Consider the following 22,760-nt stretch of genomic DNA (forward strand, 5'->3'; position numbering starts at 1 on the left):
CTGCCTTGCAGCGGCCTATGCGTGGCCCAGCGCCTGGTCGAGATCGGCGATCAAGTCCTCGGGGTTTTCAATTCCCACCGAGATCCGCACCAGGCCGGGCTGGAAGCCGCAGCGCTCCTGCAGCTCCGGCGACACCGCCGCGTGGGTGGTGGAGCCGGGATGGCAGATCAGCGTCTCAGTGCCGCCCAGGCTCACCGCCAGCTTCAGCACTTTAAGCTCGTTGAGCATCCGGAAGGCGGCGTCGCGGCCGCCGGCCACGTCAAAAGCGAAGGTGGAGCCGTACGCGTCCTTGCCGGCCTGGCGATGGTGAACCTCGTAGTCGCGGCTGCCCTCTTCCAGGAAACCGAGATAGCGCACCTTCTCCACTTTGGGGTGGTCTTTGAGGAATTCAGCAACCTTGCGCGCGCCGGCGAAGGCCGCCTCCATGCGCAGCTTTACCGTCTCAAGCGAACGCGCCAGCATCCAGCACGTATTGGGGTCCAGATTGGTCCCCATGCCCGAGCGCAGCTTGCGCACCGGCGCCATCATGGCCTGGGAGCCCATGGCCGCGCCGCCGATGAGATCGGAGTGGCCGCCGATATATTTCGTCAGTGAATAAAGCGAGATATCGGCGCCGTGGGCCAGCGGAGTCTGGCCGATCGGGCCGAGTATCGTATTGTCCACCACCACGACGGGGCGCCGCCCCTGCTCCTGCTCAAGCTCGTCGGCGAGCTTTTTCATGAGCTGAAGATCGACCACCTCATTGGTCGGGTTGGTGGGCGTCTCAGTGTAGATCATCGCAATCGGCCCCTTCTTGCGGGCCTCGGTGATGGCGTCGCGGATCTCGCCCTCGCGGGCGCCGGCGAAGAAGTCGGCGCTGGCGATGCCGTATTGCGGCAGGATGGAGCGGATCAGCGTCTCGGTGCCGCCATAGAGCGGCGTGGACTGCAGCACCACGTCGCCGGAATGGCAGTGACCCATGATCACCGTGGAGATCGCGCCCATGCCCGAGGAGAAGACGAGGGCGTCTTCGGCGCCGTCAAACAAGGTGAGGCGGTCTTCAAGCACTTCCATATTCGGGTTGTTGAAGCGCGAATACAGAAGGCCGGCCTGGGCGGGATCGCCGGCCTGGGAGCGCCCGCCCATCACCCGGAAGAACGCTGCGCCCTCTTCGGCGGTGGCGAAGGCGAAGGTCGAGGTCTGGAAGATCGGCGGCTTGATCGAGCCTTCAGAAAGCTTGGCGTCGAAGCCGTAGCTCATCATCAGGGTTTCCGGGCTCAGGGCCCGCTCGCCGAGGGCGCGCTTGCGATACGGCGTGTCCGGCTTGCTCATGGCGCGATCCTTACTTGGAATGAAGTGCGGGCGCGCATTGCGCGAACATCCGCACCGGAAGAACGGGAATAGGCGCTTCTTGCGACGCCGGGCGATCCGGGTCAACCCGGCGGGCCGATCCGCGGGCGCCGCGGCGGCCACGTCCGGACAACGCTGTTTGGAAGTCCGGTGATCCTCACGATTTTCACAACGCGGATAAAAGGAAACGGCCCGGCGTGTCTCCACGCCGGACCGTCCCATTTGGTCCGAATGCTCGGATCAGAAAGACCTAGTTGAGGTCGATCATCACTTCCGAACGACGGTTCAGCGGCTCACGCACGCCGTCCGGCGTTGCAACGGCGGTCTGGCCTTCGCCGAACCCTTCCGTCGAGATCGCCGAACCGGGGACGCCCAGGCGGACCATCTCGTCACGAACCGCGCGAGCGCGGCGCTGGGAGAGACCCACGTTGTAGGCGGCGGCGCCGGAGCGGTCGGTGTGACCTTCGATTTCCACCGAAGCCACGCCGCAGTTCCGCGCCTGGTTCACAGCCGCGTTCACAGCAGACTGAGCCTGGGCGGTAAGGTTCGAGCGATCCCACTCGAAATACACCACGAAGCCAATGTCCTCGCAGTCAGCCGGAGGCGGCGGCGGGGGCGGAGGCGGCGGGGGCGGAGGCGGAGGCGGCGGGGGCGGCGGGGGCGGAGGCGGCGGGGGCGGAGGCGCGGCGAACAGATACCGCAGGCCTACCCAAGCCTCATGGCCGCCGACGCGATCAACCTCGAGACCCGGGGTGTAGTCCGTTTCGCCGAAGCCGAAATAGCGATATTCGGTGTCAAGCGTCAGGTTGCTCGTCAGAGCCCAGCCGATACCGGCGAAGAGCTGATAGGCGAGCGCATTATCGCTATCCTGAACGATGGTGTACCGCGGGTCGTTCGGACCGGTGGGCTGATTCGGAATCGTTCCGGTCATCCAGCCAGCGGCCGAGACATCGGACTGAACCCAGCCGATACCAGCGCCCACATAAGGCTCGAACCAGGAACCACGATCAAAGTCGTAGATCAGGTTCAGCATGCCGGACCACATCTGGAAGTCCGAGGAGCTGTTCTCGAAATTGCCGACCGCGCCGGTGTCGTTGAAGCGGTGAGCGAGCTCACCTTCCATGCGCCAGTTGCTCGGCCACTCGTAACCGAGAGCCAGCTTTTCGCGCAGATCGCCTTCACCCTGGACGATGCCGTTCAAGCTTCCGGTGAAATCTGTATCGCCGGGAGCGCCATAGCCGAGCGCGCCGCTGACATACCAGCCCTCATCCGCAACCGCCATGGACGGTGCGGCGAGAACGGCGCCAACGGCCGCGGCTGTGAGAAGCCGTTTCTTCATTCTTAATCCCCCTCCGGGCGTACGCCCTTCGTGTGAGCTTTGATGGACGCCTTGCTTAAGGCAGTGTCTTAACCAGACACGACGTTCCAAACGCTTCATTATCCGATTTGATCCATTGGCGCTACTGGAAGCGGACCGGTAACGAGGCTCAAGTCGTTAAAACACCACGTTCGACGAGGGTCGCGATCTGGTTTTCGGTCAGACCGAGGCGTTCTTGCAACACTTGTGAGGTGTGCTCGGCGAACCGCGGCGGTGCGCGCTCATAGCGCGGCGGCGTCGCCGACAGACGCATGGGGTTGGCCACCATGGCCGCAGGACCGGCGCCGGTCATAGGCAGGCTGAAAGAAAGCCCGCGCGCCTGCGCCTGAGGGTCGGCGAACACCTCGCCGACTGAACGAATCGGGCCGCTGGGAATCCCGGCCTGCTCGAGCACGCCGGCCCAGTGGGCGCTGGACTGGCGCGACATCTCCAGAATGATTTCGGCCACCAGCACCTCACGATTGGCCACCCGGGCGGCGTTGCGGGTGAAGCGCGGGTCAGCCGCCCAGTCGGGCCGGCCCAGCGCGCTGGCGAAGCTGGCGAACTGGCGGTCATTGCCCACCGCCACCGCAATGCGCCCGTCCGAGGTGGGGAAATCCTGATAGGGGACGATGTTGGGATGGGCGTTGCCGCCGCGTCCCGGCGTCTTGCCGGAAACGAAGTAGTTCGCGGCCTGGTTGGCCAGCATCGCCGCCTGCACGTCGAACAGCGCCATGTCGATATGCTGGCCGCCAAGGCCCTTATCCCGCGCGATCAGCGCCGCCATCACCGCGCCGGCAGCGTAAACGCCGGTGAACAGATCCACCGCCGGCACGCCCACCTTCATGGGCTTGTCCTCACCGGTGACGCTCATGAGCCCACCCATGGCCTGGATGAGGAAGTCATAGCCTGGTTGCGCGCTCAGGGGGCCAGTCTGGCCGAACCCGGTGATCGAGCAATAGACGATGTCCTCTCGCACGGTCTTGAGGCTCTCATAGTCCAGGCCGTATTTCTCCAGCCCGCCGGTTTTGTAGTTCTCGATCACCACATCGCTCTGGGCGGCGAGGTCGCGCACGAGCGTCCGGCCCTCCTGGGCGCGCAAATTTACAGCGATGGAGCGCTTGTTGCGGTTGGCGCAGGTGTAATAGGCCGCGTCGGCGTCGCCGCCGTCCTCGTTTTTAAGAAAGGGCGGGCCCCAGGTGCGCGTATCGTCGCCGCCGTCGGGATTCTCCACCTTGATCACGTCCGCCCCGAGATCGGCCAGGATCTGGGTGCACCAGGGCCCGGCGAGCACCCGGGAGAGGTCGAGCACCTTGATATGCGACAGGGCGGCGGGCGTATCGGTCATGACGGCGGCCGGTTTCCTTTTGAACGGACAAATCGAGGCTTGGCTACATCCGAGTAAGGCCCACGGCAAGCGGGCCCGCAAGGCGCGATTCTTTCACCTGCGAACGAATCGGAACACACTTTATTCATGGCACGTGTTCGCGCCGTCGACCGGCGGCTTTATCTTCTCGTCGAAATCGCCGCCCGGCGCCTTCACCGGGAGGCGGACGCGCGTCTGGCCGCAGCGGCCGGCGTGAGCGCCAGTCAGGCTGCGGTCCTGTTTTTGCTGCTGCGCCGAGGCGAGCGCCGCATGGGCGCCATCGGTGAAACGCTGGCGCTGGGCGCTCCCGCGGTCACCGGACTGGTGGGCCGCATGGAGAAGGCGGGACTGGTGACCAAGCGCATCGATTCCGGTGATCGGCGCGGGGCGCTCGTGGATCTCACCGAGGCCGGACGCCAGGCGGCTGAGCGCGCCGATCATGTGCTGCGAACCCTGAACGCCGACCTCGCCGCACGCCTGGGCGAGGACGACGCGGACATCGTCTATGACGCGCTCACCCGCCTTGCCGCCGAGGCCGACTGAAACGGGCGCACGAGGCTTAAGCCTTCTTTCACCTTGGTTATCAAAACGGCGTGCAAACGGCCCGGGTCACGCGCACTATCGTACTCATGAACGCGGTCAACGCATCCGGGCTCCAGGCCTTCCAGACCGCTGCGGCGCGTCTCGAGACCGCCGCAGCCCAGATCGCCCGCGCTCGCGTGCCGACCATCCCTGCAGCGTCACCCCCAGACGCTACATTCCCTCGCGCGGTCGCCGGACAATCCGTCGCCCCCCCACCACCCGCCGGACCCGGCGGCCGCGCGGCCTCTTTTGATGCGTCGATCATCTCCGCCCGCGTCGACATGATCCGCGCCAATCAGGAAGCCGCGCTCGCCGCCACCTCGATCCGCGCCGCCGACGACATGATCGGCGAAGTCCTCGACATGGGCGCCTAGCCGAGCTTCGCTGCGCGTCCGCTCTGCCCTATCATCGTTCATGGCTGATCGAACGCCGCGACGCATCCATTACCGCGAACTGGCCACCCGGGCGGACGCCTGGATGCGCTCCCGGCTATGGGCTCAAGTGCTCGCAAGACGATGCAGCTGACCCTGGTGGCCGCCTCCATCGGGGCGCCGGGCGCGCCGGGGGTCTCCATCGCCATCCTGTCAGGGCTGATCGCGACGTTTGGCATACCGCCCCGGGGTCTGGTCTTCGTGCTCGGGGTGGACCGGTTTCTCGACATGGCGCGCACCAGCGTGAACGTCACAGGAGATCTCGCCGCCACGCGCATCCTGACGCGAGAGCACGGGCCTGAATTGAGCGCCGAAGAGGCGCGCCACACCTGACCCCCCTTTCTCCGGCTTCGCTTGCGGGCTACCTTTTAGGCCATGAGCGTTGTTTCCGTTGATCTCGTCACCGATCCCGTCTGTCCCTGGTGCTGGCTGGGCCTGCGTTACTGGACGCAGGCGCGCGCCCTCACGCCCAAAATCGAGGTTGAAACCGTCCTTCGCCCCTTCCAGCTGGACGCCGCCGTGCCGAAAGCGGGCGTGGCGTACGCCGATTATATGAAGCAGAAATTCGGCGGCGGGCCGAGCGACCGGTTCAAGGCCATGCGCGCCCATCTGGAGGCCGCCGGTCCCGAGGCCGGCATCGTCTTCAATTTTGATGAAATCCCCATGCGCCCCAACACGCTGGACGCCCACCGCCTGGTGCGCTGGGCACAGGGGCAGGGCCTTGGCGAGCCGGTGCTGGACGCGGTCCACAAGGCGTTTTTTGACGAGCTCCGCGATATCGGCGACCCTCAGGTGCTCACCGAAATCGCGGTCGCCAACGGCATGGAGGAAGACATCGTCGCCGACCTCCTGGCCAGCGACAAGGATGCGGGCGCTGTGCTCACCGAGGAGCGCTTCTATCGCTCGCTCGGCGTCCAGGGCGTGCCCTGCTTCATCTTCAACGGCCGGTTCGCGGTGTCCGGGGCCGAAGTCCCGACCGTGCTCGCCGACGCCATAAAGAAAGCGGCGAGCCTGCCGCCGGCCGAGGACCAGTAAGCGTCCTCAAGGGAAAGATCCAGATGAACGATTTCACATCGCCCGACATCGCCGCCGCCGGTCTCTATATCGGCCTCAACCTCTTGCTCCTGCTTGTGGTGGGCATCAATGTGAGCCTGCAACGCAGAGCGTCCCAGACCAGCCTTGGCGAAGGCGAAGGCAAGCTGCAGCAGGCCTGCCGCGCGTTCGGCAACTCCACCGAATGGCTGCCGGGCGCCCTGCTCGGTCTTGTGGTCGCCGCCCATCTGGGCGCGCCGGCGCTGGCGATCCACGTGCTGGGCGTGATGCTGACGCTGGGCCGGGTCCTTCTGGTGTTCGGACTGCTCAGCAGTCCTGGCCCGAGCTTCGGACGCATCTCCGGCATGGTCCTGACCTATCTGGTTTATATCGCCCTCGGGCTGGGGCTGATCGCCCACGCCGTGATTTAATCGGCGCACGGTGATTGCCCGACCGGCGGGCGAGGCGTTAAGAGCGAGGGCATGACAGACACCCGCCCCTCCCCCGCCTCCTCCTCCCCTGCGCTCGGCGCGCCCGACACCGGCGCGCTGCTTGATCTCGCCCGCACGCTCATGGAGCGCGCGCGAAAGGCCGGCGCCGATCAGTGCGAAGCCGCCATCAGCGAAAGCCGTTCGATAGAGGCCGGCGTCCGCGAGGGCGCGCTGGAGACCGTGGAGCGCTCTGAAACCCGCGATGCGGGCCTGCGCGTCATCATCGGCAAGCGCCAGGCCGGCGTCGCCTTCTCCGATCTGTCCGAGGCCGGTCAGGCCATGGCGGTGGAGCGCGCGATCGCCATGGCGAAAGCCGCGCCCGAAGATCCCTATTGCGGTCTGGTCGATCCCGCACACTTGGCCCGAACCCTGCCTGATATTTCGCTTTATGAAGCCGCCACCATCGGCGAAGCGGAGCTTGAAGCCTACGCCCTGGCTCTTGAAGAGGCCGCGCTGAAAGTCCCCGGCGTCTCCACCACCAGCTCGGCCGGAGCCAGCATCGGCGCAGGCGGCTCGGCCTTCGTGACCTCCCACGGCTTTGAACGCGCGCGGCGCGGATCGCGCTGCGGGCTCGGCGTCGCGGCCATCGCAAAGAACGCCGACGGAATGGAGCGTGACTACGATTCCCACTCCTCGCGCCGGCTCTCCTCGCTCAAAAGCGCCCACGCGCTCGGGACCAGCGCCGGCGAGCGCGCCGTGGCGCGCCTGGGCGGTGAAAAGCTGAGCTCGGGCAAGATGCCGGTCGTGTTCGACAAGCGCGTCTCCACCACCTTCATCTCCTCGCTGCTAAGCGCGATTTCCGGGCCCGCCATCGCGCGCGGCACCAGCTTCCTGCGCGAAGACCTGGGCAAGAAGATTTTCGCCGACGGGATCGACATCATCGAAGATCCGCTGCGCGACTGGAGCTTCGGCGCGCGCGCCGCCGACGGGGAGGGCGTGGCCGCACGGCCGCGCGCTTTGGTCGAGGACGGGGTGCTGACCACCTTCCTGATGAACGCCGCCAGCGCCCGCCAGCTGAACATGGAGCTCACCGGCCACGCCGCGCGCCGTCTTGGCGGCCCGCCGGGCGTGTCGGCCGCCAATGTGCATCTGCAGCCGGGCGAATTGAGCCCTGAGGATCTGCTGGCCGAGGCCGGCGAAGGTCTTCTGGTCACCGAGATGTTCGGCCCCAGCCTGAACGCAAACACCGGCGACTGGTCGGTGGGCGTGGCCGGCTTCAAGATCACCGGCGGAAAGCGCGCCGGACCGGTGAGCGAAGTCACCGTGGCGGGCAACCTGAAAGAGATGTTCGCCCGGTTGATCCCCGGATCCGACCTGGAGTTCGAGCACGCGGTCAACGCGCCGAGCGTCCTGGTGGAGGGGCTCTCGGTTGGCGGACGATAGAGCCGACAGGGATCTGATTGCGGCCGCCGCGCGGGACGCCGGCAAGCTCGCCCTCGCCTTCCGGGCGCGCGGGCTGCGAAGTTGGGAGAAGTCCAAGGGCGATCCGGTGAGCGAGGCCGATCTGGCCGCCGACACCTTGCTGCAGGAGCGCCTGAAGCCCGCCCGCCCCGATTATGGCTGGCTGTCGGAAGAAACCGCCGACGACCGCTCACGACTGTCGGCAAGGCGAAGCTTCGTTGTCGATCCCATCGACGGCACGCGCGCGTTCTTGAAGAACCGCCCCGAATTCGTCGTCTCCATCGCCGTGATCGAGGACGGCGTCCCGGTGGCCGCAGCGCTCTACGACCCGTCCACCGAACGGCTATGGGACGCGGCGCTCGGCCAGGGCGCGCGCATGAACGGGCTGCCCATCTCGATTTCACAGCAGCGCGAGATCAAGGGCGCGCGCCTTCTGGGCGATCCGGGCCGGCTCAGCGATCTTCGAGCGCTGGGCGCGAAAGCAGAAACCGTGAACTCGGCGGCCCTGCGGCTGGCGCTTTGTGCGCAAGGCGTCCACGACGCGGTGGTGGCTGTGCGTGGAAAATGGGATTGGGATCTGGCCGCCGGCGCCCTCATCATCACCGAGGCCGGCGGCAAAATCACCGACCGGTCGGGCGCACCTTTACGCTTCAACGCAGAGCCGCCGCGTCAGCCGGCGCCCCTGGCGGCTGGTCCGGCGCTGCACGCCTTGCTAATAGAGCGTCTCAACAAGGGAGAGGACATATGAGCGACGAACGCCAGCTCCTGCACATCGTCATCGGCGGTGAACTCAAGGATGTCGGACCGAAGTCCGTTGAATTCAAAGACCTTTCCAAGGTCGAGTTCGTGGGCGCCTATCCCGACTACGGGTCGGCGAAACTGGCCTGGCGCTCGGCGGCCCAACAGAGCGTGGACAATGCGCACATGCGCTTTTTCATCATCCACGCCCACAAGCTGCTGGACCCTTCAAGCGGCGAGTCGCAGGGCTGACCCCTTGAGCGAAACCGCCCCGTCCGGGCCGTCGCCCGCCGACACGCCCGCCAGCCCGCCGCCCGCGCCGCCGCCAAAGCCCGGGCGAGCCAAGTCGCGCGCCCTGGCGAGACGGCTGTGGAAGGGCTGGCTGGCCGACCGGCCTCGCCTGATCGGCTGGGCGCTGCTGCTCTCGGCGATCACCGCCGGGGCGGCGTCGGGCTACGGTCTTGTTGTCCAGCAAGCCTCACAGCTTCTGGAAAGCCGCGACATGTCCGTTCTGTGGCTTGCGCCGGCGCTGATCCTGGCGATCGTCCTGACCCGCTCGATCAGCCTGTATTTCCAGACCCTTGCAACCAACCGGCTGGCGCTCTCTGTGATGCGCGATCTTCAGACCGCAATGTTCGACCGGCTGATCACGGCTGATTTCGCCCGCCTGTCGCGCGAGCCGGTGGGATCGATCATTTCGCGCTTCACCAACGACATCACCATGCTGCGCGAAGGGCTCATCCGTGCAGCCAACAATCTCATGCGCGACACGCTCACCGTGGCCGGTTGCATCGCAGTGATGTTGTATCTGGACTGGGCGCTGACGCTGGTGGTGCTGGTGGTCCTGCCGCTCGCCGCCCAGCCGGTGTTGAAGATCGGCAAGGTGATCCGCAAACGCGCCGACGCGGTCCAGACCCAGATGGGCGACGTCTCCAGCTTTCTGGAAGAAAGCTTTTCCGGCGCGCGCATGGTGAAGACGTTCTCGCTGGAGCCCTGGGCCAGGGGCCGGGCCAGAACCCGCTTCCTGGAGCGCTACAAGCTGGTCCTCTCCATGGTCGCCCAGCGCGCAAGGATCGAGCCGGTGATGGAGATCGCCGGCGGCCTCGCCCTGGCGGTGGTGTTCGGTTTCGCCGGCTGGCGCGCGGTGCAGGGCGCCACTGATCTCTCCGATCTTCTGGGCTTCATCGTCACGCTGCTGGTGCTCAGCCCGGCGGCGCGCGCGCTGGCCTCGCTGTCAGGCGTCTTGCAGGAAGGGTTTGCGGTGCTCGACCGGGTGTTCAACCTGCTCGACGAACAGCCCGGCCTCACCGAAGTGGAAAACGCCAAGCCTCTGAAGCTGAAGAAAGGCGCGATCACCGCCGAGGCCGTGACCTTTGGATATTCGACCGAGCAGAGCACCCTTGAAGACGTCACGATCGAGGCCGCGCCCGGCGAGACCATCGCTCTGGTCGGCCCGTCGGGGTCCGGCAAGTCGACGCTGCTGAACCTCTTCGCCCGGCTCTACGATCCAAGATCGGGCCGCGTCACCATCGACGGCCAGGACATCGCGCAGGCCACTCTGGCCTCGGTGCGCGGCTCCATGGCGCTGGTGAGCCAGGACGTCACCCTGTTTGACGACACGATCGCCGCCAATATCGCCCTTGGACGCCTTGACGCGTCACGGGGCGAGATCGAAGCCGCCGCGAAGGCCGCCGACGCCCATGAGTTCATCATGGCGCTGCCCGGCGGCTATGACGCTCCGGCGGGGCCCAAGGGCTCCAACCTCTCCGGCGGACAGCGCCAGCGGGTCGCCATTGCGCGCGCGATCCTCAAAGACGCGCCGATCCTGCTGCTGGATGAGGCCACCAGCGCGCTGGACGCAGCCTCGGAAGCGCGTGTGCAGAGCGCGCTGGAGCGCCTCAGCGAAGGCCGCACCACGATGGTGATCGCCCATCGCCTGTCCACCGTGCGCAAGGCCGACCGGATCTATGTGATGAAAGACGGTCGCGTTGTTGAATCAGGAACCCACGACGCGCTGATGGCACAGGGCGGGCTCTACGCCGAGCTGAGCAAGTTACAGCTGCGCGAATAACGGTGGATTTTAGTACGCCCAGAGGTCATCATTTCCGCCTTCTATGATCATAGAGGTGCGCGATGAAGACTTTAATCTACACCGCCGGGCTGGCTTTGGCCTCCCTTTCGAAGTTAGGCCTTTCAACGTCTGGCCTTGCTTCCGTGCATCCGATCAACCCGCCGAGCATCGAACTTCACGGAGAGATACACGGGGTGGCGAACAGTCTTGATGCTTTTATCGGCGCGGTGACCGAGGCTATGGCCGATTCAGGCACCGTAGTAGCCGCCTTCGAGCTTCCCGCAAATGGGCAGCCGATTTTCGATCAATGGTGGACCGGCTCCGCCGAGAGCTTGAGCCCGTCAGAAGTATACGCCATGGGCTGGTGCGACCTGTCGGACGGTCGTACTTCCGCCGACCTGGTCAACACGATGGCCAGCCTACGTGAATTGGCGGATCAGGGCGGACTTTCGGTCCGCTTTATCGACACCCGCTTCACACGACCGCCGCTGAGATCCTTGCGGGACACATCCTCACGCGGGTCCGCCGAATTGGCGATCGCCCTCGCCCGCACTGCGGCCGAAAATCCAGAGGCCCGTATCCTGGCCCTTATCGGCAACGCACATGCGCGCAGAACCCCGCTGACCATGCCGGACGCCATGGGCGGCGGGCAGATGATCACCGCCGGGCATTTACTTGCGCAGGACGTGGTGTCGGTGGCTTATCTTTACGAAGAGGGCGCGCGCCTTGGGTGTGACCTCGACGGATGCGGGATCAGCGAACTTGCTTCAAATCAAGCCAATCTGGAGCGGGCCGGCGACGCTTATGATCTTAGCCTTGCAGTGGGCCCCGCAAGGCCGGCGACATCGCTGGCTGAAGCCGGATATTGCAGCGAATAGCCGGACTATCGGCGCTTCAGGAGACGACCTATGGCATCCGTCACAATGGTTGCAAAGCTTGGAATAAACAACCACTGTCCCGCTGGATTGCACTCAAGAAACATAAAATCGCCTTCGGGCGTTACTATAAAGTCAAACATGCCAACATTTATCTTGGTCAGGTACATGAACCTCATTAAGCGATCTTTTATGTCAGAACTTAATTTAAAATCTGAAAACATCTCAGTTCGAGTCTGGTCGACCCGCCAATCTGTTCGAGTGCATTCTGAGGCTTGGGAATCAATTTTCACAGCGTAAATTTCATCTTCGACAACTGCCACCCTCAATTCAAATACTTTATTTAGGTAAGATTGCACTAAATTGGGCGAAAATTCGAAAGCATCGGCATTTTCGTAAATAAAATTTTTATCTATCTTTGAAGAATACAGCATCTTTGTCCTAGAGGGTAATATTGAGCTAAGGCGCTTGTAAATAATGGGGTTTGCAAGCTCGCCAATTTTTCGGATATTGTTGGTCAGAATCTGGTCAGGAACCGAAAATCCGACCGCTTTAGCTGCAAGCCGCCCTTGGACACGGCAGTTGGCCTGCATCGCATATCCGCGGAAGTCAACTTGCCGATCGGTGGGCGCTGCGATGTCTACATACCGATAAACCGCGTCCCATTGATCATGCCAATATGCAAGCTGGTCTGAGTCGGACAATCCGGTTCGCTGCTCGTACAAGAAGCGCTTATCCCGCCAATACAGTCGCGCTACATCATTTCGCAAGGAAATGCCCGAGACCACAACATCACCTTGGTCGTCGATATGGAAAGGTTGGCGTTCCAGCGGATCCCACACCAGGATTCTCTCTCCGCTGGAACTCAACCAGTTTGCGACACATTTTAAATGAGGGTCGGCTTCAGTCCCGATTAGAAGAACCCAATCGCGTGTCACGCGATGAGGGAAGCTACCGGTGTGGGAGAGGGGCAGCCAGGCCCGAAATCCCTCGAATCGTCGACCTGAATGTTATCGGATGGGCCCGATACAGTGGGGACATCATAAAGGCAAACCTCACCACCTGCGCCTTGCAACACTTCGGATGCGTCAAGAACGCGGACGGCGAAAAGCAGTTGATCGGATTAATCAGCGGACATGATTTTACCTTTCTGTCTGAGGCATCTGTATTGACTGTACCAAATTCGTTTTTTTCAATTATTTTGTATTTGAGTTGCAGCCAAGCTATCCGGCCCTGGCATATCGTCTGCACCTAGGCCCAGAGCCCCTGATCGCGAAGCGAGGCTTCCCGGCTCGGCGCGATATAGAACGTGTTCAGCTCGCCCCAGGCGTCGGCGCGCAAGCCCCGCCCGTTGAACGCCGCGCGCATCCAGGCAAGTTCGCCAGTGAGGTAGGCGTCGGCGCTGTCATTGTTTTCCATCATGACGATGGGGGCGGAGGCGCGAAGGGTCTGCTCGCCGCCTTTGAGCACCGCAGATTCAAAGCCCTGGACGTCAAGCTTGAGAAAGCCCACCGGCAGAGCCAGCTGATCCAGCGGGAACGCCTTCGCCTCGCACGTCATCACTTCCAGATGAGAGCGGTCGAAGCCGGCGATGGTCTCTTCATTGAGCCAGCCGCGGCACTCGGCCTCGTCAAAGCTGGCCAGCCCGTCATACACAAAGCCACGATAGACCGGCACGAACAGGCGGCGCGTCTCTTCGCACGCGGCGAGCCCGCAGCGGTAAACCGCCAGCGCCGGATCATCTTCGAACAGGCGGGCGAGCTGGACCGCGAGATTGGGGTTCGGCTCGAACGCGTGAATGAGTGCGTCAGGATGGTACAGCCGGATCGCGTCTATGCTCTGGCCCCGGTTGGCGCCCACGTCCAGAAAGACCTCGCCGGGCTCCGGCGCCCAGCGCGCCAGAAAGCGGAAATCAGCCTCGAAAGGCGTACGAAGCGTACGCCTGACAAACCGCTGCGCGCCCGCCTTGGCGTCCACAAGAGCGGGAAACCGGCTTTGCAGGGCGCGGATATGAGCAGAAACGTGCATGGCGGTCCTCCTTCAGGAAGACCCTGCTCTGCAAGCCGCATTCCAGTCAGGCCAGATACAGCCGCTCGCCCTCGAATTCGCTGGAGAGCCACGCCTCCGCCTCCGACGAGCTGGTGAAGACCTGAGCGTCGTGGCCGGTGTCGGCAAGAGCGCGCCGGTATATCCGCGCAAACTCGCCGTCCAGAGCGCGCGCCAGGATCGCGACCCGGCAGGGCGGCGTCGCCGCGCCGAACGTGCGTGCGCGATCCATAAGCCATTGGGGTTGGTCGGCGTTGGTGGCGAGCCTTGTGTCCATCAGGATGCGGCGCGTTCCGGCCCTTTCCAGGTGCGCCTTGAACGCGTCATACCCGCACTGGCCGGCCTTCTGATCGCGCGCTCCGCTCACCACCATGATCAGAACGCCGCCAATGATGCTGAATGCTTCTTTCGCGCTCATCGCTCGCGCTCCCTGGACCCGTGACAGGTCTAGCGTCGCGAGTTTACCAGAATCTTTACACGCGATCAGCGAATGCAGTCATTCGCGCTTAAGGAGGCCTTCGGTCAGCGCCGAACCCCACCAGCTGGCCATGAATCCGTCATGGCAGGCCTGGCGGTCGTACTCGGTGCGCACCCAGTCGAGAAAATCGATGGGGCTCTCTTGGTTGCGCTTGCGGTAGAGCTCGAAAAAATGATCGAGCATGCCGGTCTTGCCGTGCTTGATATGGCCATACTTCAAGGACAGCTGCTGGACGGCCTCCTCGAACGGCGCTTTTTCGTGCAGCAGCTTGTACATCACCGCGACGATGCCGGCCCGGTCCGCGCCGGACTTGCAGTGCATGAAGGCGGGATATTCGATGCTTTCGAAGACCTCGATCAGATGCTCGATCCGCTCCACGAACGGCGCCTCGCGAGAGCCCCAGGGCAGATCGACTATGTCCAGCCCCAGGGCTTTGCAGGCATGGTGCTCCAGATCGTAATAATGCCGGCCCGGCTGGGTTCCGCGCAGATTGAGGATCGTCTTGAATCCCATGTCGCGCAGCTGTTTCAGCCGCGCAGGGCTGGGCTGATTGCCGCGCCACATCTCGCCGCCCACGCGGTGCATGTTGGAAAAGCGCAGGCGCAGCACGCCATGGTCGCTCCACATCAGTCCGCGCATGGCCCGCTTGTATTCGGCCGGATCGTTCAGATCGATAGTCATGGGGCGGTGAAGTAAGGCGCTGCGCGCGAACGCGCAATGCATCACCCTGCGCCTTGTCGGGCTCAGGCGCTTGACGAACCGGCCTGCGGCGGCGAAGCACAGAACCGACCATGCTGAAAACCATCCTCCAATCCGCCCCGGTTCAGGCCGTGATCGCAGCGATGCTTGCGGGCTATGTCGCGTTCTGCCGCGCCACCACGCGCTGGTCACGCGTGGGTCTGGAGCATGTGGAGCCGGTCTGGGCGTCAGGATCGGGCGTGGTGGGCTGCATCTGGCACGGGCGCCTGACCATGTCGGTGGCGCTGTGGCCCAAATCGGCCCAGGCGCCCACCGTGCTCATCTCACGCTCGCGCGAAGGCGACCTGATCGCGCGCTTCGCCGCCTGGTTCGGCGTGGCGGCCGTGCGCGGCTCGTCGCGCAACGAGAAAAAGGCCAAGCAGAAGGGCGGCGTCTCGGCGTTCCGCGAAATGCTGCGCCAGGTGCAGGACGGCCGGATGATGTGCATCACGCCAGACGGCCCGCGCGGGCCGTGCATGCGTGCCGGCTCCGGCGCGATCAAGCTGGCCCGGGTCTCTCGCGCGCCCTGCCTGCCGGTGGCCTGGTCCATGTCCAACGCCCGCGTGATGAACTCCTGGGACCGGGCCATGATCCCGCTGCCGTTCGGAAAAGGCGCCATCGTTTATGGCGAACCGATCCATGTCCCCGGCGACGCCGACGCCGACACCGTCACCGCCTTGACCGCCGAGCTTGAGCGGCGCCTGATCGGGGTGACCGAGCAGGCCGACCGGATGTGCCGGCCTGAGCCGGTCCGCCCGGCAGCGGCGACGGAGACACGGTGAGCGCGCCCGGCCTTGCGCTCTACCGCGTGTTGACGCGTCTGGCCGGGCCGCTGGCCGGGCCGCTTCTGGCGCGACGCGTCCGGGCCGGCAAGGAAGATGCGAGCCGCCTTGGCGAGCGCCGCGGCCTCGCCGGCGCCGCCCGGCCTCAGGGCGAGCTGATCTGGCTGCACGCGGCCAGCGTCGGAGAGAGCATGATCGCGCTGTCCCTGGCCGAAGCGCTGGTCGAGCGCCGGCCGCGCGCCCATTGCCTGATCACGTCGGGCACGCTTACCTCCGCCTCTCTGGTGGCCCGACGAGCCCTGCCAAGGGTGATCCATCAATTTCCACCCGTGGACCGGCCGGACTGGGCGAAGCGCTTCATCGCCCACTGGCGACCCGATCTGGCGGTTTTCACCGAGAGCGAGCTCTGGCCCAACCTGATTGAAGCCACGCACGCCTCCGGCGCCAGGCTGGCTCTGGTCAATGCGCGCCTCAATGAAAAATCGCTGCGCAGCTGGCGGCGCTGGCCGGACACGGCGCGAACATTGCTGTCGCGCTTTGACTGGATCGGCGCCTCGGACCAGCGCACGGCTGAAGGCCTCTCGGATCTGGCGGGGCGCGAGATCGCCATGCTGGGCAGTCTGAAGCTGGAGACCGGCACGCCCGATCCGGACCCGGAGCGCCTGGCGGCGGCGCGCGCGGCGATCGCCGGGCGTCCGGTGTTTGTGGCGGCCAGCACTCACGCGGGCGAGGAGGCGATCCTGGCCGAGGCCCACCGCCAGATCCTGCAGGACCACCCGGCCGCGCTGATGATCCTGGCGCCCCGCCATCCTGAGCGCGCCGGCGAAGCCGAAGCGGCCCTCACCGGCGCCGGGCTCTCCCATGTGCGGCGCTCAAAAGCCGGGGCGCCCGGACCGGACACCCAGGTGTGGCTCGCCGATACGCTGGGCGAGATGGGGATATGGTTCGCCCTCGCCCCGGCGGCCGTGATCTGCGGCAGCTATATCGACGGCGTTGGCGGGCATAATCCCATCGAGGCCACCCGCGCCGGCGCCGCCGTGATCAGCGGGCCTTTCACCGCCAGCTTCGACGATGTCTTCGCCGCCTATGACCGCGAAAAGGCGCGCACGGTCTGCTCCGACGCCGCCGAGACCGCGCGCGCCGTGCAGGAGATCTGGGCCGGCGCCGGCCCCGCACCGGCCTCGGCCGAGCGCGCCCTCGCCAGCCTGACCGGCGGCGCCCTGACGGTGACGCTGGACGCGCTCACCACGCTTCTGGAGACGCGATCATGAGACCACCGGCGTTCTGGGATGCGGATGGGGAGCGGTCCTCCGGACGTCTGACGCGCGCCCTCCTCTCGCCGCTGGGGGCGCTCTACGCCGCCGCGACCGCGCGGCGCATCGCCCGCACGATACCCGCCCCGGCCCCGGCGCCGGTGATCTGCGTAGGAAACCTCACCCTTGGCGGGACCGGCAAGACGCCCGTGACCATCGCCCTGATGGAGGCCGCCCGCGCGCTGGGGCTTAAACCGGCCGGACTGAGCCGGGGTTGGGGCGGCGCTCTGAAGGGACCGCTGCGGGTCGATCCGGGCCTTCATGGCGCACGCGATGTGGGCGACGAACCGCTCCTCATCGCCCGGGCGGGACCCGCCTATATCGATGCGGGCCGCGTGGCGGGCGCGCGCCTGGCGGTCAGCGACGGCGCCGATCTCATCGTCATGGATGACGGCCACCAGAACCCCAGGCTTGAAAAGACGCGCTCCATCGTGGTGGTGGATGCGGTGGCGGGCTGGGGCGCGGGCCAGGTGTTTCCCGCAGGCCCCTTGCGCGAGCCTGTGGCCGCGGGGCTGGCGCGCGCCGATGCGGTGGTGGTGATGACGCCGGACGCCGCGTATGAGCCTGACTATTCAAGGCTCGGCCTTACCGAGCTGGCGATCCCCGTGCTGAAAGCCTGGCTGGAGCCGCAAGCCAGCCCGCCGCCGGAGAAACTTCTGGCGTTCGCCGGGATCGGCCGGCCCCAGAAATTCTTCGATGCGTTGACCGCCGCCGGCGCCGAGCTGGCCGACACCGCAAGCTTTCCCGACCACCACGCCTATACGCGCAGCGAGATCGCACAGCTGGCCGATCTCGCCAGCGCCCATGGCGCACGCCTCATCACCACCGAGAAGGACTGGGTGCGCCTGCCCGGCGACGTCCAGCACTCGGTGACGGCCTGGCCGGTGTCCGCGCGCTTTGAGCACCCGGCAAGGCTGGACGCCCTGGTTCAAGACGCGGTGGACGCGTTCAACGGGCGGGGGTAGCTAGACAGCATGACCTCGCTCACCCGAAAGATCAGTTTTGGTGCGGAGACCCTTGGCTGGAACGCCTATCAGGGGCTGTTCCGCTCCATGGGTCTGCAGCGCGCCAGCGATTTCGGCGCCGGCCTCTTGCGCAGAATCGGCCCCCTCGCCTCGGTCCAGCACGTGGCGCGCGTGAACATGCGCATCGCCTTTCCAGACGCCCATGAGCGCGAGCTGGATCAGCTGCTGGACGCCATGTGGGACAATTTCGGGCGGCTGCTGGGCGAGTTTCCCAACACGCACCGCTTCGATTTCTCCGGCGAAAGCGACCAGATCGAGGTGGAAGGCGCAGAGATTCTTGAAGCGCTCGACCGGGCGGGGCAGCCCGCCGTTCTGATCGGCGGGCATTTCGCCAACTGGGAGCTCATGGCGGCGGTCATCGTGCGGCGCATGAAGGATTGCCGCATCACCTATCGCCACGCCAACAACGCAGCCATCGACCGGGCTATCATCGACCAGCGCAAGGCTTATGGCGTCAACATCCTGGCGCCCAAGGGCGGGTCGGGCGCCAAGGAGCTGATGGCCGCGCTCAAGGGCGGCGCCTCGGTGGCGCTGATGAACGATCAGAAGATGAATGACGGAATCGCCGCGCCGTTTCTGGGCCGCGACGCGATGACCGCCTCAGGCCCCGCGCGCATGGCGCTGCGCTATGACTGCCCGCTGGTGCCCATGAGCATCGTCAGGAAGGACGGCGTGCGCTTCAAGGTGACCGTGCACGAGCCCCTGGAGAAACCCGAAGGCTCGGACGCGGCGGCGATCCTGGAGACCGTGACGCGCATCAACGCCCTCATCGAATCCTGGATCATGCGCGCGCCCGAGCAATGGTTCTGGGTGCATCGCCGCTTTGAAAAAAGCCTTTACCGCAAATACGAAGCCTGAACCTGCAGCACTTCGGCCGGGTCGATATAGCGGCCGCGCCATTTGATGCGCCAGTCCAGATGGGCGCCGGTGGAGCGTCCGCCCGCGCCGATGGCGCCGATGCGATCGCCGCGGGCCACCACATCGCCCACCGCCACGTCGACCTCGGACAGGTGCAAAAAGCCGCTGATGAAGCCCTGGCCGTGATCGATGAAGATCAGGCCGCCCTCGTAATACATATCCGCGTCCGCCAGCGTCACGACGCCCGGCGCCGGAGCCGTCACCGGCGTGCCGGCAGGCGCGGCGTAATCCAACCCGTAATGGGGACGGCGGGGCTCGCTGTTGAAATAGCGCTGGGAGCCGTAGACCCCGGTGATCCGGGCGTTCTCCACCGGCACGGTAAAGCCTTCCGCAAAGCCCGGCGTCTCCCACAGCGAGGTGTAGGCGGCCGCCTTGCGGCGTCCCTCGGCGCGGATGCGCTCCAGCGTTTCCGGCGGCGGGGACACATATTGCTGCGGAATGCCTTCGATGCGCTGGATGTCGTATTCGCGCTGTTCGACCGCGACCACCTGCTCCCAGACCGAACCACCTTCGCGCACCGACAGCGTCGTCTCGGCGGCGGCGTCACGGTCATGTCCGATGACGACCCAGCCCTCCGGCCCGGCGGTGACGGACACGTCGCCCAGCGCCACCTGAGCGCCCGGCGCGGCGCGGCAGATCAGGGCGGCGCCCTGACGATGAACGCCGGCGCACCGGATCGGCGCGGTTTCAGCCATGGCGTCTGCGCTGGTGTCGACAGCGGCTTCACCGTCGGCGTTGATGTCGGTGATGAGCTCGGCCACCGGATCGGCCTGAGACGCGGACATGCCTTGAGCCCCGGCGGTGAGGATCGCGGCGAGCACGGCGGCGAACACCAGATCGAGGATCATCGCGAAGCTCCCGGCTCGGGCGCGCCGGCGGGTCCGCCATTGAGCGACAGCCAGCGCTTGGTGGCCGCATAGGCGTCCACATAGGGCTCCTGCAGCTCCGCGCTCCAGTATTTCAGGGCCGGGATCTGGATCTTCTCTCCCGTAACGGCGCAGGTCACATAGGCGCCCGGCTTCAAGATGAGATAATCCGCATCCCCGTATTCGAGATGGGCTTCCCCGGTGAAGTCACGGTCAAAGGCGTTCATGGCGTCTCCAGTCATGGGCGCTAGCTTACCACGCCCGCCGGCGGGCGCGGAAGCCGAACACCGGCGTTCAGGCGCGATTTTTCAGCAGTCGCGCGCCCCCGCCTGCGGCCGCGCGCGCTTGACCGACTCGCCTGCGCGCCTGACCCTGCGCCCATGCCCGTCATTCGCCGCCTGTCACCGGAAACCGTCAACCGCATCGCCGCCGGCGAGGTGGTCGAGCGCCCCGCCAGCGCCGTCAAGGAGCTGGTGGAGAACGCCCTGGACGCCGGCGCCCATCGCATTGATGTGGGCATAGAAAACGGCGGCCTGACGCGCATCACGGTGGAAGATGACGGCTGCGGCATGGACGCGGAGAGCCTCGAGACCGCGATTTTGCGACATGCCACCTCGAAACTGCCGGTGGGCGCCGACGGGGAGGACGATCTTCTCAACATCGACTCCATGGGCTTTCGCGGCGAGGCGCTGCCCTCCATCGGCTCCATCGCGCGCCTGACGCTGACCAGCCAGGCGCAGGAGCTGGGGTCCTGCTTTGAGCTGAGCGTGGACGGCGGCCGCACCGACGGCCCCCGCCCCGCCCCGGCGCTCGGACGGCGCGGCACGCGTGTGGAGGTGGCCGATCTGTTCTACGCCACGCCCGCGCGGCTGAAATTCCTAAAGTCCGAACGCGCCGAGACCAGCGCGGTGGCCGATGCGCTCAAGCGCCTGGCGCTGGCGCGGGCCGATGTGGGCTTCTTCCTCACCAGCGACGGGCGCTCGCGCCTGTCGATCCCGGCGGAAACCGGGGACGACCCGGTGGAGGCGCGCCGCGCTCGCCTGTCCAGCGTTCTGGGGTCGGATTTCGGCGAGAACGCGCTCGCCATCGATCAGGAGCGCGAAGGCGTGCGCCTGACCGGCTTTGCGTCTCTGCCCACCTATAATCGCGGTTCGGCTCAGCACCAGTTCCTGTTCGTCAACGGGCGCCCGGTGAAGGACCGGCTGATCATCGGCGCGGTGCGCGGGGCGTATCAGGATTTTCTGGCGCGCGACCGCCATCCGGTGGTGGCCCTGTTCGTGGAGCTGTCCGGCGGACAGGTGGACGTCAACGTCCACCCGGCCAAGGCCGAGGTGCGGTTTCGCGACGCCGGTCTTGTACGCGGCCTGATCGTGGGCGCCCTGCGCCATGCGCTGGCCGGCGCCGGCCATCGCGCCTCTACGACGGTCGCCGGCTACGCGCTGGGCCGGGTCCAGCCCGGCGCCGGCGCGCCGCCGCTGGCGCGCGCGGGCGGCTGGTCAAGCCGTCCCTCGCCCGCCTATGAACGCCACCTGGATTATGAGCGCAGCCTGGCCGAGGCCGGATCGGGCGGCTACCAGCACGGCGACCCCTATGGCGGCGATTTCGCCCCCGGCATGAGCGCGCGGGTGGAGCCGAACGAAGACGATCAAGACGGCGCCCAGAACGGCGCCCATAACGGCGCATCGGGCGACGCTGCGCCCCGCCTGCCGCTGGGCGTGGCGCGCGCCCAGGTGCACGCCACCTATGTGATCGCCCAGACCGAAGACGGCCTTGTGATCGTGGACCAGCACGCCGCCCATGAGCGCCTGGTCTATGAGCGCATGAAAAAGCAGATGGCCGCCGCCGGCGTGGCGCGCCAGTCGTTGCTGACCCCGGAAATCGTCGATCTCGACGAAGCCGAGGCGCGCCGCGTGCTCGACCGCGCCGAGGAGCTGGCCGAGCTGGGCCTCGTCATCGAGCCCTTCGGCCACGGTGCGATCTGCGTGCGCGAGACGCCCGCCTTGCTTCGAAAACTCGATGTGCAAGGCCTCATACGCGACCTCGCCGATGAGCTGGCCGAATATGACGAGGCGCTCTCGCTGAAAGAAAAGCTCGAAGAGGTGGTGGGCACCATGGCCTGTCACGGCTCGGTGCGCGCCGGCCGGCGCCTGACGGCTGAGGAGATGAACGCCCTGCTGCGCGAGATGGAGGCGACGCCCCATTCAGGCCAGTGCAATCACGGCCGCCCCACCTATGTGGAGCTTAAGCTGGCTGATATCGAACGGCTTTTCGGGCGCCGCTGATCCTGCAAGGCGGGCCTGTCCGGCTCGCCACACCGATCAGCCGGCCGCCTCATAGGCCCGGCGAACAATATTGATCACTCCGGCGTCGATCTCGTCCACGCTGTGAAGCGCGATCACGTACTGGCACATGCCGCCGGGCTTCACCGCCTTCATGAAGGGATGCTCGGCCGCCTCCTTCAGGTTCACGCCAAGCTCGAACCGCTCCTTGGTCTTGGGACCCAGCATGGCGAACTGGCGCGCCCGTCGCAGGGCGACATAACCTTTCTTCGGGGCGATCTCGAACGGACCAAAGTCCTCGATCTGCGTCATGAGAGCGTCGTGGATCGCGCGCTGATGGGCCTTCGGCCCGACATAAATCTCATCGCGCGGATCGGCGGCGGGGGAGGCTTGCGACGCCTCCGCAGCCCGGCGCGTCACATGGACCAGGGCGTTCGCGTCGCCATGACCAAGGCCGAGATTATCCTTCACCCACTGGACCATCTGGCCATGCTTGGGCAGCCCCTGGGCCAGGATTTCGCGGCCAAGCGCGTCGCGCGACTTGCCGGTCTTCGCCTCGATATTGCAAAGCTGGGTCTCGCCAGCCTGGTCGATCGCATTCATACCGCCCTCCCCTTTTCGGGAAACGCTGAAACAATATCC

At 65.8% G+C, this 22,760-nt stretch carries 25 protein-coding genes; 15 read left to right on the forward strand and 10 right to left on the reverse strand.

The features are described 5' to 3' along the window. Positions 1-15 precede the first annotated feature (15 nt). The 3 genes from ACWCOP_RS09820 to ACWCOP_RS09830 all read right to left on the reverse strand — a co-directional run bounded on the left by ACWCOP_RS09820 (position 16) and on the right by ACWCOP_RS09830 (position 4,034). On the reverse strand, positions 16-1,311 hold the full coding sequence (locus tag ACWCOP_RS09820) for a cystathionine gamma-synthase family protein (protein WP_478248105.1): 1,296 nt from the start codon (positions 1,309-1,311) through the stop codon (positions 16-18). A 268-nt stretch (positions 1,312-1,579) separates the two neighbouring features. Next, positions 1,580-2,611: an OmpA family protein gene (locus ACWCOP_RS09825; protein WP_478248106.1), complete on the reverse strand. Its 1,032-nt coding sequence runs from the start codon at positions 2,609-2,611 to the stop codon at positions 1,580-1,582. A gap of 205 nt (positions 2,612-2,816) precedes the next feature. Beyond that, positions 2,817-4,034 (reverse strand): CaiB/BaiF CoA transferase family protein, encoded by a 1,218-nt coding sequence (locus ACWCOP_RS09830; protein WP_478248107.1) that lies wholly within the window; start codon positions 4,032-4,034, stop codon positions 2,817-2,819. 126 nt (positions 4,035-4,160) lie between these two features. Between ACWCOP_RS09830 and ACWCOP_RS09835 the strand changes: the two genes are divergently transcribed. The 10 genes from ACWCOP_RS09835 (at position 4,161) to ACWCOP_RS09880 (ending at position 11,676) form a co-directional block, all read left to right on the forward strand. Beyond that, positions 4,161-4,595 (forward strand): MarR family winged helix-turn-helix transcriptional regulator, encoded by a 435-nt coding sequence (locus ACWCOP_RS09835; RefSeq protein WP_478248108.1) that lies wholly within the window; start codon positions 4,161-4,163, stop codon positions 4,593-4,595. An 86-nt stretch (positions 4,596-4,681) separates the two neighbouring features. Beyond that, a complete protein-coding gene (locus ACWCOP_RS09840; RefSeq protein WP_478248109.1) occupies positions 4,682-5,008 on the forward strand; it encodes a hypothetical protein in 327 nt (108 codons plus the stop codon). Positions 5,009-5,125: 117 nt separating this feature from the next. Then, positions 5,126-5,398 carry a cation:dicarboxylate symporter family transporter gene (locus tag ACWCOP_RS09845; RefSeq protein WP_478248110.1) on the forward strand — a complete coding sequence of 91 codons (273 nt, stop codon included), beginning with the start codon at positions 5,126-5,128 and terminating at the stop codon, positions 5,396-5,398. A 42-nt stretch (positions 5,399-5,440) separates the two neighbouring features. Beyond that, positions 5,441-6,100, forward strand: a complete 660-nt coding sequence (locus tag ACWCOP_RS09850; protein ID WP_478248111.1) for a DsbA family oxidoreductase — start codon at positions 5,441-5,443, stop codon at positions 6,098-6,100. Positions 6,101-6,123: 23 nt separating this feature from the next. Then, positions 6,124-6,528: an MAPEG family protein gene (locus ACWCOP_RS09855; RefSeq protein ID WP_478248112.1), complete on the forward strand. Its 405-nt coding sequence runs from the start codon at positions 6,124-6,126 to the stop codon at positions 6,526-6,528. Between the two features lie 51 nt (positions 6,529-6,579). Next, positions 6,580-7,971, forward strand: a complete 1,392-nt coding sequence (locus ACWCOP_RS09860) for a TldD/PmbA family protein (protein ID WP_478248113.1) — start codon at positions 6,580-6,582, stop codon at positions 7,969-7,971. Next, positions 7,958-8,737 carry a 3'(2'),5'-bisphosphate nucleotidase CysQ gene (locus tag ACWCOP_RS09865; RefSeq protein ID WP_478248114.1) on the forward strand — a complete coding sequence of 260 codons (780 nt, stop codon included), beginning with the start codon at positions 7,958-7,960 and terminating at the stop codon, positions 8,735-8,737. Before ACWCOP_RS09860 ends, ACWCOP_RS09865 begins: the two co-directional genes overlap by 14 nt. After that, positions 8,734-8,979, forward strand: coding sequence for a DUF4170 domain-containing protein (locus tag ACWCOP_RS09870; RefSeq protein ID WP_478248115.1), 246 nt, complete (start codon positions 8,734-8,736; stop codon positions 8,977-8,979). The genes ACWCOP_RS09865 and ACWCOP_RS09870 overlap by 4 nt, the downstream gene beginning before the upstream one ends. 4 nt (positions 8,980-8,983) lie before the next feature. After that, on the forward strand, positions 8,984-10,798 hold the full coding sequence (locus tag ACWCOP_RS09875) for an ABC transporter ATP-binding protein (protein ID WP_478248116.1): 1,815 nt from the start codon (positions 8,984-8,986) through the stop codon (positions 10,796-10,798). A gap of 62 nt (positions 10,799-10,860) precedes the next feature. Continuing rightward, entirely contained in the window at positions 10,861-11,676 is an 816-nt protein-coding gene (locus tag ACWCOP_RS09880) for a hypothetical protein (RefSeq protein WP_478248117.1), read from the forward strand. Between the two features lie 5 nt (positions 11,677-11,681). On the opposite strand, the gene ACWCOP_RS09885 is transcribed toward ACWCOP_RS09880, so the two are convergent. The 4 genes from ACWCOP_RS09885 to ACWCOP_RS09900 all read right to left on the reverse strand — a co-directional run bounded on the left by ACWCOP_RS09885 (position 11,682) and on the right by ACWCOP_RS09900 (position 14,920). Next, a complete protein-coding gene (locus ACWCOP_RS09885; protein WP_478248118.1) occupies positions 11,682-12,515 on the reverse strand; it encodes an MvdC/MvdD family ATP grasp protein in 834 nt (277 codons plus the stop codon). Positions 12,516-12,924: 409 nt separating this feature from the next. Then, positions 12,925-13,701 carry an FkbM family methyltransferase gene (locus ACWCOP_RS09890; protein WP_478248119.1) on the reverse strand — a complete coding sequence of 259 codons (777 nt, stop codon included), beginning with the start codon at positions 13,699-13,701 and terminating at the stop codon, positions 12,925-12,927. Positions 13,702-13,747: 46 nt separating this feature from the next. Further along, positions 13,748-14,137, reverse strand: a complete 390-nt coding sequence (locus tag ACWCOP_RS09895; RefSeq protein WP_478248120.1) for a hypothetical protein — start codon at positions 14,135-14,137, stop codon at positions 13,748-13,750. 78 nt (positions 14,138-14,215) lie between these two features. Beyond that, positions 14,216-14,920, reverse strand: a complete 705-nt coding sequence (locus ACWCOP_RS09900) for a protein tyrosine phosphatase family protein (protein WP_478248121.1) — start codon at positions 14,918-14,920, stop codon at positions 14,216-14,218. Between the two features lie 68 nt (positions 14,921-14,988). Between ACWCOP_RS09900 and ACWCOP_RS09905 the strand changes: the two genes are divergently transcribed. The 4 genes from ACWCOP_RS09905 to ACWCOP_RS09920 are packed head-to-tail and all read left to right on the forward strand — an operon-like array spanning position 14,989 to position 18,913. Then, positions 14,989-15,717 carry a lysophospholipid acyltransferase family protein gene (locus ACWCOP_RS09905; RefSeq protein WP_478248122.1) on the forward strand — a complete coding sequence of 243 codons (729 nt, stop codon included), beginning with the start codon at positions 14,989-14,991 and terminating at the stop codon, positions 15,715-15,717. Continuing rightward, positions 15,714-16,988 (forward strand): 3-deoxy-D-manno-octulosonic acid transferase, encoded by a 1,275-nt coding sequence (locus ACWCOP_RS09910; protein WP_478248123.1) that lies wholly within the window; start codon positions 15,714-15,716, stop codon positions 16,986-16,988. Before ACWCOP_RS09905 ends, ACWCOP_RS09910 begins: the two co-directional genes overlap by 4 nt. Further along, positions 16,985-17,995, forward strand: coding sequence for a tetraacyldisaccharide 4'-kinase (lpxK, locus tag ACWCOP_RS09915; RefSeq protein WP_478248124.1), 1,011 nt, complete (start codon positions 16,985-16,987; stop codon positions 17,993-17,995). The genes ACWCOP_RS09910 and lpxK overlap by 4 nt, the downstream gene beginning before the upstream one ends. 9 nt (positions 17,996-18,004) lie before the next feature. Continuing rightward, positions 18,005-18,913: a lysophospholipid acyltransferase family protein gene (locus ACWCOP_RS09920; protein WP_478248125.1), complete on the forward strand. Its 909-nt coding sequence runs from the start codon at positions 18,005-18,007 to the stop codon at positions 18,911-18,913. Here the strand turns inward: ACWCOP_RS09920 and ACWCOP_RS09925 are convergent. Together ACWCOP_RS09925 and ACWCOP_RS09930 are read right to left on the reverse strand one after the other, a co-directional pair. Further along, complete coding sequence (locus tag ACWCOP_RS09925) at positions 18,892-19,821, reverse strand: M23 family metallopeptidase (RefSeq protein WP_478248126.1); 930 nt, start codon at positions 19,819-19,821, stop codon at positions 18,892-18,894. The genes ACWCOP_RS09920 and ACWCOP_RS09925 overlap by 22 nt on opposite strands. After that, positions 19,818-20,081: a DUF2093 domain-containing protein gene (locus ACWCOP_RS09930; RefSeq protein WP_478248127.1), complete on the reverse strand. Its 264-nt coding sequence runs from the start codon at positions 20,079-20,081 to the stop codon at positions 19,818-19,820. Before ACWCOP_RS09930 ends, ACWCOP_RS09925 begins: the two co-directional genes overlap by 4 nt. A 138-nt stretch (positions 20,082-20,219) precedes the next feature. Here ACWCOP_RS09930 and mutL point away from each other — a divergent pair, with 138 nt between their 5' ends. After that, on the forward strand, positions 20,220-22,121 hold the full coding sequence (gene mutL, locus ACWCOP_RS09935; RefSeq protein WP_478248128.1) for a DNA mismatch repair endonuclease MutL: 1,902 nt from the start codon (positions 20,220-20,222) through the stop codon (positions 22,119-22,121). Between the two features lie 36 nt (positions 22,122-22,157). On the opposite strand, the gene ACWCOP_RS09940 is transcribed toward mutL, so the two are convergent. Beyond that, a complete protein-coding gene (locus tag ACWCOP_RS09940) occupies positions 22,158-22,721 on the reverse strand; it encodes a DUF5655 domain-containing protein (RefSeq protein WP_478248129.1) in 564 nt (187 codons plus the stop codon). Positions 22,722-22,760: the final 39 nt, after the last annotated feature.

This window comes from Apolloniradiicaulis salifontis, from assembly GCF_053756655.1.